Here is a 15,435-nt window from a genome sequence, read left to right on the forward strand (position 1 = left end):
CAAAAAATAAGCTATATTATATTTGAATTGAAATTTAACGAATATATTGTATTAATTTGAGGAGGATAGATTATGCGAATTTTTGTAGCTGGTGGTTCAGGTCGTGTCGCAACTGAATTAATTAAAGACTTAATTGCCGACGGTAATACCGTTGTAGCTGGCGCACGCCATGAAGACCATATTATTAAGCTAAATAATGTAAAGCCGGTTCACATGGATCTCCATGCTAGTGTGGATGATCTTGCTAAATTGATGAAAGGCAGCGATGCCGTTTACTTTACTGCAGGTTCTCGTGGTAAAGATTTACTTCAGACAGATGCATTCGGCGCTGTAAAGACAATGCAAGCAGCAAAGAAGCTTGGCATTGAAAGATACATTATGCTTAGTTCGATCTTTGCTCTTCAACCAGACATGTGGCATATTGATGGCTTAGATCAAATTATGGATTATAACGTTGCTAAGTATTTTGCAGATAACTACTTAGTAAATCAAAGCGGCCTTAAATATACTATTTTGCAACCGACTAATTTAACTGAGGAAGAGGGCACAGGCAAGATAAGTCTAGATGTAACTAGAGTAACTTCTAACCCAATTCCTGATGTAGCAAAGACCTTGGCTGAAATTCTTAAGCACGATAATACAATTGGCAAGGTAATCATGATGAAGACTGGTGATACACCAATCGATGAGGCTTTAGCTAGTGTTAAGTAGAATAACAAAAAAGCATCCCTAACTTGGGATGCTTTTTCATGCAATCATTTTTATTACATCATCTTATTCAAAGAGATCATTTCTAGCAAACTCTGAGCAGTAGAACTGCCTTCATTACCCGCCTTCAATCCGGCTCTTTGCAATGCTTGTTCAATATCATCAGTTGTCAAAATTCCAAATGTAACAGGAATCTCAGCTTCTAAATTAATTTGCATAATCGCATTAGTAACATTTTGAATAATCATGCTGTAGTGATCAGTTTCACCCTTGATCACAGCACCAAGCGTCATAATACCGTCGTATTTGCCACTAAGCATAATCTTTTTGGCAGTAAAGCCAATTTCAAAAGCACCGGGTACCCAGTAAACATCTATGTTATTTTCATTAATACCGAATTGCTTAAGAGTAGCTAATGCACCATCAACTAAGTGATGAGTAACAATTTCATTAAACTTAGAAGCTACAATAGCAATCTTTACGTCATTGTTTTCAAAATTACCTTCGTATACAGACATTTCTTTTTCTCCTATAAAGCTAATATGTGGTGGAATTTGTCGCGTTTAGTTTCAAGATAAGCATAATCAACATCATTGGCAGGTATTTCCAATGGGATTCGTTTGTTGATCTTGATACCGTAATCTTCTAATTGACCAATCTTATCAGGATTGTTGGTTAATAAATCAATTTGATGAATTCCCATATCCTTTAAGATCTTAGCCGCAGTTTTATAATCTCTTTCATCAGGCTTGAAACCCAAAACCTTATTGGCATCGTAAGTGTCATATCCTTGATCTTGTAAAGCGTAGGCCTTCAACTTATTAGCTAAACCAATGCCACGACCTTCTTGACGTAGATAAAGGATCATGCCGCTACCGTTTTTCTCAATTTGTTTCATTGCATTATGCAATTGATCGCCACAATCACAACGCATTGAACCGAAAGTATCACCAGTCATACATTCAGAGTGAAGACGAACTAACATTGGCTTATTTGGATCAATTTTGCCTTTTAAAATTACGAGATTATTGTCATCCAAAGCTTTAATCTTAAAATCGCCATATTTAGTAGGGAAGTTTACAAAGTCTGACGGTTTACTCACTGCACTTTTAACGTATTCTTGCAATTCAGCAATTGTCAGAAATGGCATATGATGTTCTTTAGCAATTTCACGTAATTGTGGTCTTCTTGCCATGTGGCCATCAGCCTTCATAACTTCACAAATATAGGCAACAGGTTGTTCACCAGCTAATTTTGCCAAGGTAACTGAAGCTTCGGTGTGGCCGTTTCTTTCTAGAACAAGGCCATCTTTAGCAACCAATGGGAAACAGTGACCTGGACGGAAGAAGTCTTCAGGTTTAGTAGTGGGATCTGCGATTGCTTTAATTGTAGCAGCACGATCATATGCTGAAATTCCTGTAGTAGTTGTCTTATAATCAACACTAATCGTAAATGCAGTACCATAAGGATCGGTGTTATTAGATTCCATTTGTGGCAGCTTTAATCTTTCGGCAACTTCACGACCGACACTGGTGCAAAGCAAACCACGTGCATATTTGGTCATAAAATTAACATTCTCTGGGGTAACTTTCGAGCCAATACCAATCATGTCACCTTCGGATTCACGATCTTCATCGTCAGCAACAATTACCAAGCCACCATTTTTCATCCATTGAATTGCATTTTGAATCTTCTTAACATCCATTTTTAATTCTCCCTACTTAAATTTTTTTGCACATACTTACCAAGAATATCTGTTTCAAGATTTACTACATCGCCAGCTTTTAGGCTGGATAAATTAGTTTCATCTTGAGTATGTGGAATTAGACCAACAGAAAATTTATTATCTTTTACATCCATCACAGTTAGACTAACGCCATTTAAGGCGACGCTACCTTGTGGCACGATTTGCTTATCAAGGTGATTAGGAATTGAAAACCATAGTTCAATTGCATTTTCGTTAATATGACTATCAGTTACATGAATGACATCGTCAACATGACCAGTAACGATATGTCCTTCAAAGCTAGAGTCAGCTTTCATAGCTTGCTCAACATTGACATCATCGTTAACCTTTAAATCTTTAAAAGTAGTCTTTTCAAAAGTCTGTGGCATCATAGTAACCTGAAATTCATTAGGTTCAACTTTTTCAGCAGTTAAACATGTTCCATTAACTGCAATCGAATCACCAATTTTAATATCGGATAATAGGCCGGTAGGATAAGTGACGGTCATTGTGATAGTTTCATCTTTTTTATTAATTTCTGCAATTTTGGCTTTGCCTGCAACTACACCACTAAACATTTTTATTCCTTTCATCAATTCTTACATTATTACCCAATTGCTTAATGTCTACTTCATCAAAGTGATGTGATGAAGTAGGTACAGTACCAGAAACTCCGTTTGCACCGATAAGGTCTGGTGAAATGTAGGTAATCATTTCATTTATAAAAAAGTTATCTAAGAATGATTTCTCCAAAGTAGGACCACCTTCAACATAAATTGATTGAATTTCCTTTTTACTCAATTCAGCAATCAGATCAGATAAATCATTATTTTTAGTTAGGAAGCATTGTATATTTTGATTCAAATTGTGATTTGCTAAAGATTTATTTTGAGTAAAAATCCAAGTTGGATTGTCATCATTGAGAAGAGTTAAATCTAAATGCTCTAACAAACGTCCTCGTCGATCAAGAACTATCCTGATTGGCGGATAGTCAGTTGAAGCCGTAGTTAATAAACTAGGATTATCAATAATCGCAGTAGAACTACCAATTACAATTGCCTGGTAATCTGCTCGTTCGCGGTGAACTTGCTCATAAACTTCGTGATTGGTAATTGCAGTTCGCTGATTCAAACCGGCACTTACTTTATAGTCAAGTGAGGTAGCTTGCTTTAAAGTAATCCAAGGACGGTCATTTTTGTAAAAATAGTTATAATGCTCGTTTAACTTTTTTCCTTCAGCGTTTAACACGCCAGTTGTGACCTCAATGCCATTTTCTTTTAAAGTGGCAATTCCTTTACCAGTTACTAATTTATGAGGATCAACTTCCGCAATCACAACACGTTTGATATGACTATCGACAATCAATTGTGAACAGGGTGGCTGTTTTCCAAAGTGGTTGCAAGGTTCTAAAGTTACGTAAAGAGTTGAATTGAATAATTGTTCTGGGGTTAGTTTGGAAATAGCATCTCGTTCAGCATGTGGCTTACCATAATGATGGTGATATCCGGTAGCGAGAACTTGATCATTTTTAACAATCACAGCACCAACTAATGGATTCTTCCATGTTTGGTGTCTGCCTTTTTGTGCCTCATGCAGGGCAAGCTGCATGAAGTGTTCATCTTTTTCCATGTATTTCACTCCCTTTTCAGAACAAAAAAAGAGTCTCGAATTTCTTCGAGACTCTCGTCATTATTATCATAAGCAAAATAAGTGCAACGCAAAAAAGCGCAGACTCATTCTTCTTCTACCATCTAGACTATAACTATCGGTACCCATTGGGATTCAACCGCTTAATGCGGGTTGCGGACTTTACCGCCGGTCGGGAATTTCACCCTGCCTCGAAGAACATTTATTCAATTCGCTTTTATAATATATTTCTTATTACGCGTTGTCAATTGAAATTTTAAGTTTAGAATCTATCAGCCTTTGACCAAACATCCTGAATATCTTGAATTAACGGTATTACACGGTCTTTGTTTAAAAATAAAAAATTTTTTATACTCTACGTAAACCGCATACTACCATACTGTATTTTGAATTTTAAATTACTACATTTACGATTAAGATAATAACTGTAAGTTGAAACAAGTTAAAGAATTCTATTCAGGGGAGATAAGAAATATGACAGACATTCCAAAGATTAAGTTAAATGATGGCAATGAAATTCCGCAATCGGTTTTTGGTGTATTCCAAATTCCTAACCATGATGATGCAGTAAAGGCAGTAGAATCTGCAATTAGCAACGGCTATCGTTTGATTGATACTGCCGAAGCTTACAACAACCAAACTGCTGTTGGTGAAGCAATCAAGAACAGCGACGTTAACCGTGACGACATTTCCTTAACGACCAAGTTGCGGTATTTTTAATCACTTTCTTTATAGTTGCCGACTTTTGGTATGACCTGCATTTGTCGTTCTCATATTATATTTTTAGACCGACAAAAACAGTGGCGATTATGGACTTTCTGCTGTTAGCGGATCTATCTCTTTTTCCGGTAATGACCAAATGGATCATGGCTGAGACCTCAACTTTTGCAGTAGTTAATTTTGGTGTTGTCTTTTTAATTGCAAAAGTAGTTGAAATTCTGACTCAATATTTTGTGGCAAAAGAGACGGTGAAGGATTCACAAATAATGCGAATTGTTATGAATAAATCATTTGTAATACGAAGCGTATTTGATCTAGTTATTAATATTATTTTGATAATCATGTCTCTTTATATTCCAAGAGTAGCAATGATTTTGTATCTGATTATTCCAGTGATTTCATTTATTTTCCCTAATCGAATTAGATTAACCAATAAAGATTAATATTCAAGGCACTTTTTAAGAAGTGTCTTTTTGTTTTGGGTCGAATTATTAGTACTTGTAAGAAAAAGATGCTACAATTAAAGAAAGCGGTTTAAAGGAGGCTTTATATGAAATATACCAAAACAAAAGAAATTTTAAATCAAGCAGTTGCTGATTTAACTCAACTTATCATGATTACTCGTCAACAGCATTGGTACATGAGAGGCCCAAACTTTTTGAAACTTCACCCATACCTCGACGATGTTATGGACGAGCTTGATGAACAAAGAGATTTAATTTCGGAAAGATTAATTACCATTGATGGGTCACCTTATTCAAGTTTATCTGAAGTATTGAAACATACTAAACTAGAAGACAAGCCTGGGGAATGGGACATTTCGACTAAAGATAGATTCAAGACCATTATTGCTGGCTACCGCTATTTAGATAAGCTTTATGAAGAAGGAATTAAAGCTAGTGATGAAGAAGGGGACTACGGTAGCAACGATATTTTGACTAGCTGTCATACGGATATCGAAAAGAGAATCTGGATGATGCAAGCTGAGATTAATGAAGCTCCTGAAATCGATAAGTAACTAATGAAACTTTCTAGGTCGCTTTTTAGCGCTTACAAAGCTTTTTAGTTTATACTTAATGTAATTACTTATAAATATATAATTTAGGAGAAAACATGAAATTTAATTCTTTACAAGATACATACACACTTAATAACGGTGTGAAGATTCCAATTATTGGTTTTGGTACTTGGCAAACTCCAGATGGTGAAGTTGCTGAAAAATCTGTTTTGACAGCTTTGAATGCTGGCTATCGTCATATCGATACTGCTAAGGCATATGGTAACGAAGATAGTGTTGGAGCAGCTATTCAAAAGAGTGGTATTAACCGTCATGAATTGTTTGTTACTACCAAGTTATGGAACTCAGATCATGGCTATGAAAAGACTAAGAAGGCCATCGATCAAAGTTTACTTGACTTAAAGCTTGATTATCTTGATATGTACTTGATTCACTGGCCAAACCCAGCTAACATGCGTGATCATTGGGCTGAACTTAATTCTGAGAGTTGGAGAGCTATGGAAGAAGCTGTTCAAGCAGGTAAGATTCGTGCGATTGGTGTATCTAACTTTAGAAAACGTCACCTTGATGCATTAATGGAAAATGCTGAGATTAGGCCTGTAGTAAATCAAATTTTCTTAAACCCAAGTGATTTACAACCTGAAGTTGTTGCTGAGAATAAGAAGCTTGATTTACTTAGTGAAGCATACAGTCCACTTGGAACTGGTGGTTTGTTAGGTAATGATGTAGTAAAAGAAGTTGCTGCAAATTATGGCAAGTCTCCAGCACAAGTATTGATTAGATGGTCATTACAACATGGTTTCTTGCCACTTCCAAAGTCAGTTCACCCAGAATATATTAAGGCTAATGCAGATGTATTTGATTTTGAAATTAGTCCTGAAGATATGACCAAACTTGATGGTCTTCATGGTGCAGCTGGCGTAGCAAACGATCCAGATAAGGTTAACTTTTAATAGATAAAATAATAAACGTTCGATTTCTGTCAAAATGCAGAAGTTGAGCGTTTTTTGTAGTTAAAGTCTCTTTTGTAAATAAATCATATCTACAAGTTGTTTTCCAACTTCGAAGATTGGATGGTCGTAATTATCAACGAAGAAATTTCGTTTGCGACCACTAACTTTGAAATCAATTTTTTCATAAAAAGGCAAGGTGAGAGGACTATCACCAGTGCCAACTTGAAGAATATCGAACTGACCACGATATTTTTGTTCAATGAATTCAACGAGTTTTTGTGCATAGCCCTGATGTTGGAAGTCTGGATTAGTGGCTAAATTCTTTATTTCTAAAATTTTGTTACCTTCATCAGTGACAACACATTCTGAGATAGCTGTATCATCTTGAAACAAGACATACATCTTACCCCGGTCAAGGTATTTATCTACCATGCTTTCTTGCTCATCAGCCAGAAGGAGTAGAGAAAGATATTGTTTTTTGTTAGTTATAATTTTTTTGATCTTCATAGCTACTAAGATACCACCATAATAAAAAATCTCATAATTATTAGACATTAATCTAGTAATTGTGAGATCTTTTGGTTTAAGCTTTTACAATTTTACCTGCAGCAATAGGTAAAGTAGTGTGAGCATCGTAACTCATTACATCGCCTTTAACAGAATCAGGCAACTTTAAATCGGCTGGCACACCGTGGACATAAACAACACGTTTATCTAATTGAAGGTCAGTTGAACCGAAGGCTTCTTTAAACTTAGCTTGAAGCTTATCTAAAGGAACATCAACTTCATATTCGTAGTGGCCATTTTCATCAGCAACTGGATAACCATCGTGAGGGATTTTCATGTCTTCTGGAGCACTATCTAATGGCACCATTGTTGTACCTGAAACTGGCTCTGTTTCTGGTAAGTCAATATAACCATCATAGTTAACATCTTGCGCCATGGTTGGAACTTGTGCATCCCTGCCATCAGGGAAACCATGGAAGTGTTCCCAGTGTTCGATGTTCTTAGGATTATCGAACATCTCAACCTTAATATGAAGCTTATCGCCATTTTCGGTAAATTCGGCAGTTCCATGTGGATTAACACCAATCTTGTCAGTATTTAAAGCAGTAATCTTAGCAATGTATTTAGTCATAATGATTCTTCCTTTCGTTTAGTTTTCTTACTTGTTGACTACAGTATAGGATCGATAATTTAAATAAAAATTGATCTAGATCAAGAAAACTTAAAATGATAAAAAATATTCCCATAGCTTTAGCTATCGAAAAGCAATCTAAATAGGTATTTCACATTATGAGTTCTTTTAAGTAAGATTTATTTATAAATAAATCTTAGAAAGAGGATTTGAATGAAGAAAAAGCATATTGGATAAGTGCGATTATCGTCATCATTTTGATAATCGCCGGCGTTTTTGCATTTAATAAGCATCAACAACAAGAAAATGATGTGCAGTCTATTATAAAAACCAAAGTCACTAGTAAAAATATCCCTACGTTCTTCTTCCATGGCTGGGGAAGCAGCTATCATGCTGAAGAAGATATGACAGTCGCCATTAAAAACGCTGGTGTATCTAACACAATAGTTCGAGTAAACGTCAATAAAAATGGTCAAGCAAAGATAATTGGAAAAATTACTAAAAATGCGAAGAACCCACTTGTAGAAGTTAACTTTGCCGACAATAAGTTGACTAATGCTCATGGTTCATATACCAAGTACCAAGGCATATTATTCAATAGGTGCAAGATATGTCAAATGTAGTTAATGATTAATACGGTTACCACCAGATTAACGTTGTATCTCACTCAATGGGTAATCTAGAATTTGCTAACTACATTCGTCGTTACCACGCGCAAAAAGATTTTCCTGGTGTTGAACACTGGGTATCCATGGCTAGACATTATGATGGTATCGTCGGCATCAACGACGAACCTACCAAAACGAAGATTGATGCTAAAACGGGTAAGCCTAGCCGAATGGAACCGGAATATCGCGCACTATTAAGTCTTAGAAATATTTTTCCTCGTGAAACCAATGTGTTAAACATTTTTGGTAATCTAGAAAATGGCACAAATTCTGATGGTGATGTGACCAATGCATCGGCTAAATCATTGAAATATTTAATCAATGGTCGTGCCAAATCATATCAAGAATTAATGATCCGCGGTCGAGGCGGTCAACATAGTGCACTGCACAATAACAGCCAAGTTACCAAGGCATTGATTAGATTCATTTGGTAAAAAATGAAGATTATTAATAAAAGCATCCCTAGTAATGGGGATATTTTTGTAGTGTATACTTAAAGAAAAAATAAGGGGGTTTATATGTCACAAATCGTTATTCGTGAAATTGATGCAGCTCATAATAAAGATGCTAGAATTCCTAACCAACCATTTGAAATTTGGGGACGCATGATTCCTAGCATAGATCATGGAAAATGGAGCTATGAAGTTGAAAAAAATGAAAAGCCGACACAAGATTGTTTTCCTGATGAACGATATAATGTCGCAGAAGATGACGCAACATTTTTAGGTGCGTATGATGGTGATACTTGTGTAGGTCTTGCCGTTTTACGTAAAGATATGTTCAGATATCTCTATCTAGATGATTTAAAAGTAAATCGTGACTATCGTGGTCAAGGCGTAGGCGGCAAATTAATTGAGGCTTGCATGCATAAGGCGGAAAAGCTAGGGATGCAAGGTGTTTATACGATTGGCCAAGATACTAATGCCTCAGCTTGCTTGTTTTACTTAAAGCACGGTTTTGACATTGGTGGCTTTGATAATCGTAGCTACCGTGGCACGGCTCAAGAAGATTCTGCCAACATTTTCTTCTATAGAGATTTGAAAAATGATTAGTATAGAAGGTCTAAATGGTGTCTCTCAACTAAAAAAGCAATGTGATCTAGGCAAGGTGCTTTTAGACACAATGAATAGTCAAAAGTTTGATTTAAAAGATGGCGATATTTTATGTATCTCTTCCAAAATGTGTTCTATTGCTAGTGGAAATATTGTCGATCTTAAAAAAGTAGAGCCATCTGAGCTAGCTAAAGAAATTCATGAGAAAATTCCCAGAAAAAGTACGGAGCCAATTCAAGTAATTCTTAATCAAACTTAAGATGCAACTGGAAACAGGATTATAATTGCTGACAACTATATTGGTGGTTGGCTTCCTACTGGTCTCTTTTTGATAAGTGCAGGAGTAGACAGACAAGGTACAGATAAGGCAGTCGTTCTTCCTAAAAACTGTGACTTAATTGCCAAAGAGATTGGAGAAAAACTTATCGGGGCTTTACAAGTTCAAATTGCCATCGTTACTACTGATAGTGATGGTAGAGTGGATAAAAAAGGTGCTAATCAAGTTGCCGTGGGATTATATGGAATAGATGGCTTAAGAAAAACACAGTATGAAGATAAAACTTATGTAGAAACGCTATGCAATATGCTTGCAAATTCAGTTGGATTGGTAATGGGACAAAGAGGAGTAAACATTCCTGTTGTTAAGATTCAAGGACTAGAATACGAATTTAATGAATCAGCTACGATTGAAGATGCATTAAATTAACGACGTAAATAGTCTTTAACTTATATATTGATTTAACAAATGAAAGAAAGAGGACTACCATTATACATGGCTGGACAAACATCCTTCCTTGTGAAGTGATTGTATAACCTATTTTCTTCATTATAAATCTCGCTAAAGTCGCAGTAATGCTATGTTACTGCGACTTTTTTGTTAGTAATTATAAAAGAAGGTATAGTAAATAATATAAAAAATCGCTCTTTGTACAGGGAGATGAATTAATGACTAAATCAGACGAAGACTTTGAAGATGTAGCTAAATGGCGTATGGATTTTTGTCGTGAATTTGGAATAAAAATTGACGATGAGCAATTTTTTATTGATAAGATTAAAACTTATGGCTACCGTGAAATTATTTATCAGTATCTTGACCATTTTATTGAAGATGATAGCGAGAAGGTTAGACCAAATACAACTTTTGAAGAAATATATGCTTTTTATCAACTAGATCAGAGATTAAAAAATGAAGTATTAATTGACTTGCAACTATTTGAACAAACATTTAAAGCTACACTAATCGATGTAATAAGTTGTACGTAGCGCAACTAAAAGCTAAAAAGTTCAACGTATATCAAGAGTCCAGATTAAAACTTGAGGATCTTTTAAAGGAAAAATATATCATGCAATCTGGACGAGTAGTTAGACGAGGTGATCTAAGAAGTAGAGTACGACGTATTAAGGAACATTATCTTGAACCGTTCGATGGATATAATTACTTGTACAGTAATGAAATTACCACATGGGTTCTAATAAAAGAAATGTTATTTGGCGTTGCTTGCAACTTTTTCTTTTTGTTGCACCATAAACAGCAAGCAATAATTTTAAAGCGAGTTTTTAAGAATGACTTGTCACTTGCTGATTTAGAAAAGGTCATCGAGTCCATGCGATATTTCAGGAATCGTGCCGCACACAATTATTCACTGCTGATAATAAAGAATAGTGATGATGAATTTTTATACAATACAGTGTACAAATCACTTTTACGTTTAAAAAATCAAGAACCGGCAAGACGTATGAAGGAAACTGTCAAATAGTTTGTGTAAGGATGAATGATTCCTTAAATTAATTTCTGAAAACATTAGAAAAAGGAGTTCCTTTCTCGTATGATTGGATTGAACAAAAAAACAACATACAGAAAGAAGAACTCCTTCATGAATGATTTTACCAAAAATATGGCTCAAGCACTCCAATAATCAAGACAAAGTTAATGATTTTTTGCGCAAGGAAATTCAAACTGCAGTTAATCAATTGCTTGAAGCTGAATTGACTGCCTTTTTAGGCTATGATCCTTATGCAAAAAGCGGATGGAACTCTGGCAATTCCAGAAACGGCATCTATTATCGCAAGGTTGATACGCAGTTTGGCCAGATCGAAATTCAGGTTCCCAGAGACAGAAACGGCGAATTTCATCAGCACACTCTGCCTGACTACAAGCAGCACTCGGACGTCCTGGAAAGCATGATTATCAAGCTTTATGCCAAAGGCGTCACTACCAGAGAAATAGCCGATCTGATTGAAAAGATGTACGGCAGCCATTACAGTCCGGCTCAGGTATCAAATATTTCCAAGCAAATGATTCCAAAGGTTGAAGCCTATCACAAACGCAAGCTTAGCGACAGTTTCTTTTGCGTTTATCTTGACGCAACGTATCTTCCGCTGTGCCGAGAAACGTTTGAGCGTGAAGCCGTCTATATTGCCATCGGCATCAGGCCCAATGGCCATAAAGAAGTAATCGACTACTGCATAGCACCCAGCGAAAACGTCGAAGTTTGGACTGAAATGCTTCAAAACATGAGATCGCGGGGTTTGAAGCAAGTCGAGCTTGTCTTGTCTGACGGTGTTGTCGGCATGAAAACAGCTCTGGCAAAGACTTATCCCAAAGCACATTTTCAGCGCTGCCTGGTTCATGTCATGCGCAATATTTGCAATAAAGTGCGTGTTGACGATCGTGAGACAATCATGAACGATTTCAAGCAGATTCATAGGCAGCCTAACAAGACAGCCGCTGTACAAACTCTTAATGCATTCTATGACAAATGGAACAAGGCATACAATCATGTCATTAGGAATCTAAAAGACATTGAGCCTGATCTATTGGTCTTTTACAACTATCCCAAACAGATCAGACCCTCAATCTATTCCACCAACATGATTGAATCCTTTAACAATGTCGTTAAACGCAAGGCAAAGCCCAAAGCAGAGTTTCCAAGCGAGCAGTCACTTGATACTTTCATTGGCATTCAGGCAATAAGCTACAATGATCGCTACTTCAACCGAATCCATAAAGGCTTCGGCCAAGTGCAGGATACATTGGAATCCTACTTTGACTAAGAAAAAATTAAAAAATCAATTTACGAGAAAGATCTATTTACACAAACTATTTGACAGTTTCGTTATTGTCGCAAATGAAAACTAATTTTAGAAAGGGAGAGATTATGGCGTTACCAACAAAAATTGAAGTACGTGGTGCAAGAGTTCACAACTTAAAAAACATTGATGTCGATATTCCATTGCACAAATTTGTCGCAATTTCTGGATTATCTGGCTCAGGTAAGTCATCACTAGCCATGGGTATTCTTTACGAAGAAGGTTCACGTCGCTATTTAGATGCTTTATCAACTTTTATGCGTCGTCGAATTAAACAGGGCACACAAGCAGACGTAACAAGTGTAAAACATATTCCATCAGCTTTAGCCCTGCGTCAACGTCCAAGTGTTCCAAATGAACGAGCCACTGTCGGAACTACAACTGAAACTTTCAATGTTCTTCGTTTAATTTTTTCAAGATTAGGTTCACCAGTTTGTCCTAATGGTCACAGGGTTGCTCCAAGTTTAGAAATCGCAGAAGCAGCAGCGAAATCTGGTGCCGAAATGGGTATGATTACTTGTCCAACCTGTGGTGTTAAGTTTCGCATGTTCAGTGCCGAGGATTTTGCCTTTAATTCAGATGGTGCCTGCAAAAACTGTGGCGGTACTGGTAAAGTTCGCCAACTTGATGAAAATAAATTAATCGCCGATGAGAATCTTTCTATTGAGGACGGAGCAGTAGCTTCATGGAATCTGCCAGGTAGAAATTTCATGCCAAATGTGGCACAACACGCTGGCGTCAGAATTGATATTTCCTTTAAAGATCTAACCGATAAGGAAAAAGATTTCGTCTTAAATGGTCCAGAGAAGAAATACAAGATGGACTTAATATCCAGTAATGGTCGTGTTTTCCATAATTTTAATGCCCTTTATGAAAATGCTACTCAAGCAGTTTTACGATCTGCTAAAAGTAGTAAGAGCGAACGTGCACAGAAACGGATCGCTGAATTCTTTACTTATTCAACTTGTCCAGTTTGTCATGGTACACGCCTTCGTCCTGAGCTTTTAAAACAACTGGTTAATGGCAAAAACATTTATCAAGTAGAGCAAATGCAGCTAGGTGATTTACCTAAATGGAGTAAAGAAGTATTAGCTCAATTGCCAGACGATATGCAGAAGATGGCCAGTTCTTTGATCAATGAATTTACAAATAATTTGCAACCATTGCTAGATCTAGGTCTTGATTATTTGACTATGGCTAGAGCAGGTAATACTTTGTCAACGGGTGAATTGCAAAGAATTCAATTAGCTAGAACTCTCAGAACTGAAACTACTGGTGTACTTTATGTTTTAGATGAGCCATCAATTGGTTTACACCCAGCCAACGTTGATGGTTTGATTAAAGTTTTGCGTAAATTAGTCGATCAAGGAAACTCATTAGTCGTAGTGGACCACAATGTCGACATCATTAGTGCTGCTGATGAAATTATCGAAATTGGTCCAGGATCTGGTGAGCAAGGTGGGGAAATTTTGGATCAAGGCAGTCCTGTCGAGATTAAAAATGATCCGCAATCATTAATTGCACCATATTTGAATGGTAAAGCTAAATTAATGGCTAGAAAAACAAGTGAGAAAGTTAATACTGAAAAAATTACTTTTGAAGTAGATCACTACTTTAACTTGCATGACATTAAAGCTGGCATCCCTCTTAATCAAATCACTGCAGTCACCGGTTTTTCTGGTGCCGGTAAAACTAGTCTAGTCCTCGATTCACTTGTTCCAGCAATTCAAAACCAAAGTAAAGACGAAAAATTACCCAAGCAGATTAAAAAATTTAATTCACCAGTCCATAACGTGGTCAGCGTTGATGCGTCGCCAATCGGAAAAAGTACGCATTCAACCGTCGCTACTTATACATCGATCATGGACAATTTGCGTAAACTCTTTGCCCGTCAACCAATGGCAAAAGAAAAGCATTACACGCCTAGTTACTTCTCTTACAACAATAAAGAAGGAGCTTGCCCAACTTGTGGCGGTACTGGAATTGTTACCCTAGACATTCAATTTTTGCCTGACATGCAACAGACTTGTCCAACCTGTCATGGTGAACGTTACAATCCTAAGATTCAACAAGTTAAATGGCATAATCTGTCAATCGTCGATGTTTTAAACTTAGACATTAATGAGGCCTTACCTGTCTTTAAACGCGTGCCAAAGATCGAACGTGAATTGGAATTGCTTAAAGAAGTTGGCCTAGACTACTTACACTTAGGTGAAAGTACGCCAACTTTATCCGGTGGAGAAGCTCAGAGATTAAAGCTTGTAACTCACTTAAGTCATAAGCAAGACGACACTTTATTTGTTTTTGATGAACCAACTATTGGGCTTCACCCACTGGATGTAAAAGTTTTAGTTCAAGTAATGCAAAAGCTGCTCGATCAAGGTGCAACGATTATTACGATTACTCACGATTTGAATCTAATTGTTAATGCAGATTACATGTTAGATCTTGGCCCACGTGGTGGTGAAAATGGTGGTCAGGTAGTCGCCGAAGGTAAGCCAACTGATTTAATTAAGAAGCCAGAAAGCTTAACAGTTAAGTATTTAGCAGACTATTGGAAACAATTTAAATAAAAAATATTGAAAAAGTGTTGACTTTCATGACAATCTAATTAAAATAATGATTAACAATTTAATCAATCTGAAAGCAAAAGAAAGAAGAGTAATTTAATTCTTGATTAACAGCGAGTCTCGTCAGGTGCAAGGAGATAAATCT

Annotated in this window: 15 protein-coding genes, 4 pseudogenes, 1 riboswitch and 1 other annotated feature (1 of these 21 running past the window's edge); of the genes and pseudogenes, 13 read left to right on the forward strand and 6 right to left on the reverse strand. The window is 36.5% G+C overall.

The window, feature by feature from the left end; translation table 11 throughout:
• Positions 1–72 precede the first annotated feature (72 nt).
• Positions 73–711 carry an SDR family oxidoreductase gene (locus LA20531_RS00310; protein WP_099202206.1) on the forward strand — a complete coding sequence of 213 codons (639 nt, stop codon included), beginning with the start codon at positions 73–75 and terminating at the stop codon, positions 709–711.
• Positions 712–764: 53 nt separating this feature from the next.
• On the opposite strand, the gene ribH is transcribed toward LA20531_RS00310, so the two are convergent.
• Genes ribH through ribD form a run of 4 tightly spaced genes read right to left on the reverse strand, consistent with a single transcriptional unit; the run spans position 765 to position 4,063 of the window.
• Positions 765–1,226, reverse strand: a complete 462-nt coding sequence (ribH, locus tag LA20531_RS00315; protein WP_056940359.1) for a 6,7-dimethyl-8-ribityllumazine synthase — start codon at positions 1,224–1,226, stop codon at positions 765–767.
• Positions 1,227–1,237: 11 nt separating this feature from the next.
• On the reverse strand, positions 1,238–2,413 hold the full coding sequence (locus LA20531_RS00320) for a bifunctional 3,4-dihydroxy-2-butanone-4-phosphate synthase/GTP cyclohydrolase II (RefSeq protein ID WP_056940358.1): 1,176 nt from the start codon (positions 2,411–2,413) through the stop codon (positions 1,238–1,240).
• A 2-nt stretch (positions 2,414–2,415) separates the two neighbouring features.
• Complete coding sequence (locus LA20531_RS00325) at positions 2,416–3,012, reverse strand: riboflavin synthase (protein ID WP_056940357.1); 597 nt, start codon at positions 3,010–3,012, stop codon at positions 2,416–2,418.
• Positions 3,005–4,063 carry a bifunctional diaminohydroxyphosphoribosylaminopyrimidine deaminase/5-amino-6-(5-phosphoribosylamino)uracil reductase RibD gene (gene ribD, locus LA20531_RS00330; protein ID WP_056940356.1) on the reverse strand — a complete coding sequence of 353 codons (1,059 nt, stop codon included), beginning with the start codon at positions 4,061–4,063 and terminating at the stop codon, positions 3,005–3,007. The genes LA20531_RS00325 and ribD overlap by 8 nt, the downstream gene beginning before the upstream one ends.
• A gap of 106 nt (positions 4,064–4,169) precedes the next feature.
• Positions 4,170–4,284, reverse strand: a riboswitch (FMN riboswitch).
• A gap of 271 nt (positions 4,285–4,555) precedes the next feature.
• Here ribD and LA20531_RS00335 point away from each other — a divergent pair.
• The 4 genes and pseudogenes from LA20531_RS00335 to LA20531_RS00350 all read left to right on the forward strand — a co-directional run.
• Positions 4,556–4,789 (forward strand): annotated as a pseudogene (locus tag LA20531_RS00335) (aldo/keto reductase); the annotation flags it as partial.
• Positions 4,786–5,244, forward strand: a pseudogene (locus LA20531_RS00340) (hypothetical protein); the annotation flags it as partial. The pseudogenes LA20531_RS00335 and LA20531_RS00340, both read left to right, overlap by 4 nt.
• A 107-nt stretch (positions 5,245–5,351) precedes the next feature.
• Complete coding sequence (locus LA20531_RS00345; protein WP_056940354.1) at positions 5,352–5,819, forward strand: Dps family protein; 468 nt, start codon at positions 5,352–5,354, stop codon at positions 5,817–5,819.
• A 95-nt stretch (positions 5,820–5,914) separates the two neighbouring features.
• Positions 5,915–6,772 (forward strand): aldo/keto reductase, encoded by an 858-nt coding sequence (locus LA20531_RS00350; RefSeq protein ID WP_056940353.1) that lies wholly within the window; start codon positions 5,915–5,917, stop codon positions 6,770–6,772.
• A gap of 60 nt (positions 6,773–6,832) precedes the next feature.
• Here the strand turns inward: LA20531_RS00350 and LA20531_RS00355 are convergent, their stop codons facing one another.
• The gene (locus LA20531_RS00355; protein ID WP_056940369.1) at positions 6,833–7,279 is read right to left on the reverse strand and encodes a GNAT family N-acetyltransferase; all 447 of its coding nucleotides are present in this window, start codon (positions 7,277–7,279) and stop codon (positions 6,833–6,835) included.
• Positions 7,280–7,355: 76 nt separating this feature from the next.
• Entirely contained in the window at positions 7,356–7,910 is a 555-nt protein-coding gene (locus tag LA20531_RS00360; protein ID WP_056940352.1) for a hypothetical protein, read from the reverse strand.
• A 209-nt stretch (positions 7,911–8,119) separates the two neighbouring features.
• On the opposite strand from LA20531_RS00360, the gene LA20531_RS11760 reads away from it, so the two are divergent.
• The 8 genes and pseudogenes from LA20531_RS11760 (at position 8,120) to LA20531_RS00395 (ending at position 15,293) form a co-directional block, all read left to right on the forward strand.
• Positions 8,120–8,533: an alpha/beta hydrolase gene (locus tag LA20531_RS11760; protein ID WP_250645129.1), complete on the forward strand. Its 414-nt coding sequence runs from the start codon at positions 8,120–8,122 to the stop codon at positions 8,531–8,533.
• A gap of 47 nt (positions 8,534–8,580) precedes the next feature.
• Positions 8,581–9,012, forward strand: a complete 432-nt coding sequence (locus LA20531_RS11765; protein ID WP_250645130.1) for an alpha/beta hydrolase — start codon at positions 8,581–8,583, stop codon at positions 9,010–9,012.
• A gap of 84 nt (positions 9,013–9,096) precedes the next feature.
• Complete coding sequence (locus LA20531_RS00370) at positions 9,097–9,630, forward strand: GNAT family N-acetyltransferase (RefSeq protein WP_056940351.1); 534 nt, start codon at positions 9,097–9,099, stop codon at positions 9,628–9,630.
• Positions 9,623–10,336: pseudogene (locus tag LA20531_RS00375) on the forward strand (coenzyme F420-0:L-glutamate ligase). Before LA20531_RS00370 ends, LA20531_RS00375 begins: the two are co-directional and overlap by 8 nt.
• A 239-nt stretch (positions 10,337–10,575) precedes the next feature.
• On the forward strand, positions 10,576–10,893 hold the full coding sequence (locus LA20531_RS11770) for an Abi family protein (protein ID WP_056940350.1): 318 nt from the start codon (positions 10,576–10,578) through the stop codon (positions 10,891–10,893).
• Positions 10,894–10,973: 80 nt separating this feature from the next.
• Entirely contained in the window at positions 10,974–11,387 is a 414-nt protein-coding gene (locus LA20531_RS11775) for an Abi family protein (RefSeq protein WP_250645131.1), read from the forward strand.
• Between the two features lie 117 nt (positions 11,388–11,504).
• Positions 11,505–12,684 (forward strand): annotated as a pseudogene (locus tag LA20531_RS00390) (IS256 family transposase).
• A 104-nt stretch (positions 12,685–12,788) separates the two neighbouring features.
• Positions 12,789–15,293: an excinuclease ABC subunit UvrA gene (locus tag LA20531_RS00395; RefSeq protein ID WP_056939989.1), complete on the forward strand. Its 2,505-nt coding sequence runs from the start codon at positions 12,789–12,791 to the stop codon at positions 15,291–15,293.
• Between the two features lie 67 nt (positions 15,294–15,360).
• Positions 15,361–15,435, forward strand: a binding site (T-box leader) (it continues 173 nt past the right edge of the window).

The sequence above is a fragment of the Lactobacillus amylovorus DSM 20531 genome (assembly GCF_002706375.1).
In the GTDB taxonomy this organism is placed as follows: Bacteria; Bacillota; Bacilli; order Lactobacillales; family Lactobacillaceae; genus Lactobacillus; species Lactobacillus amylovorus.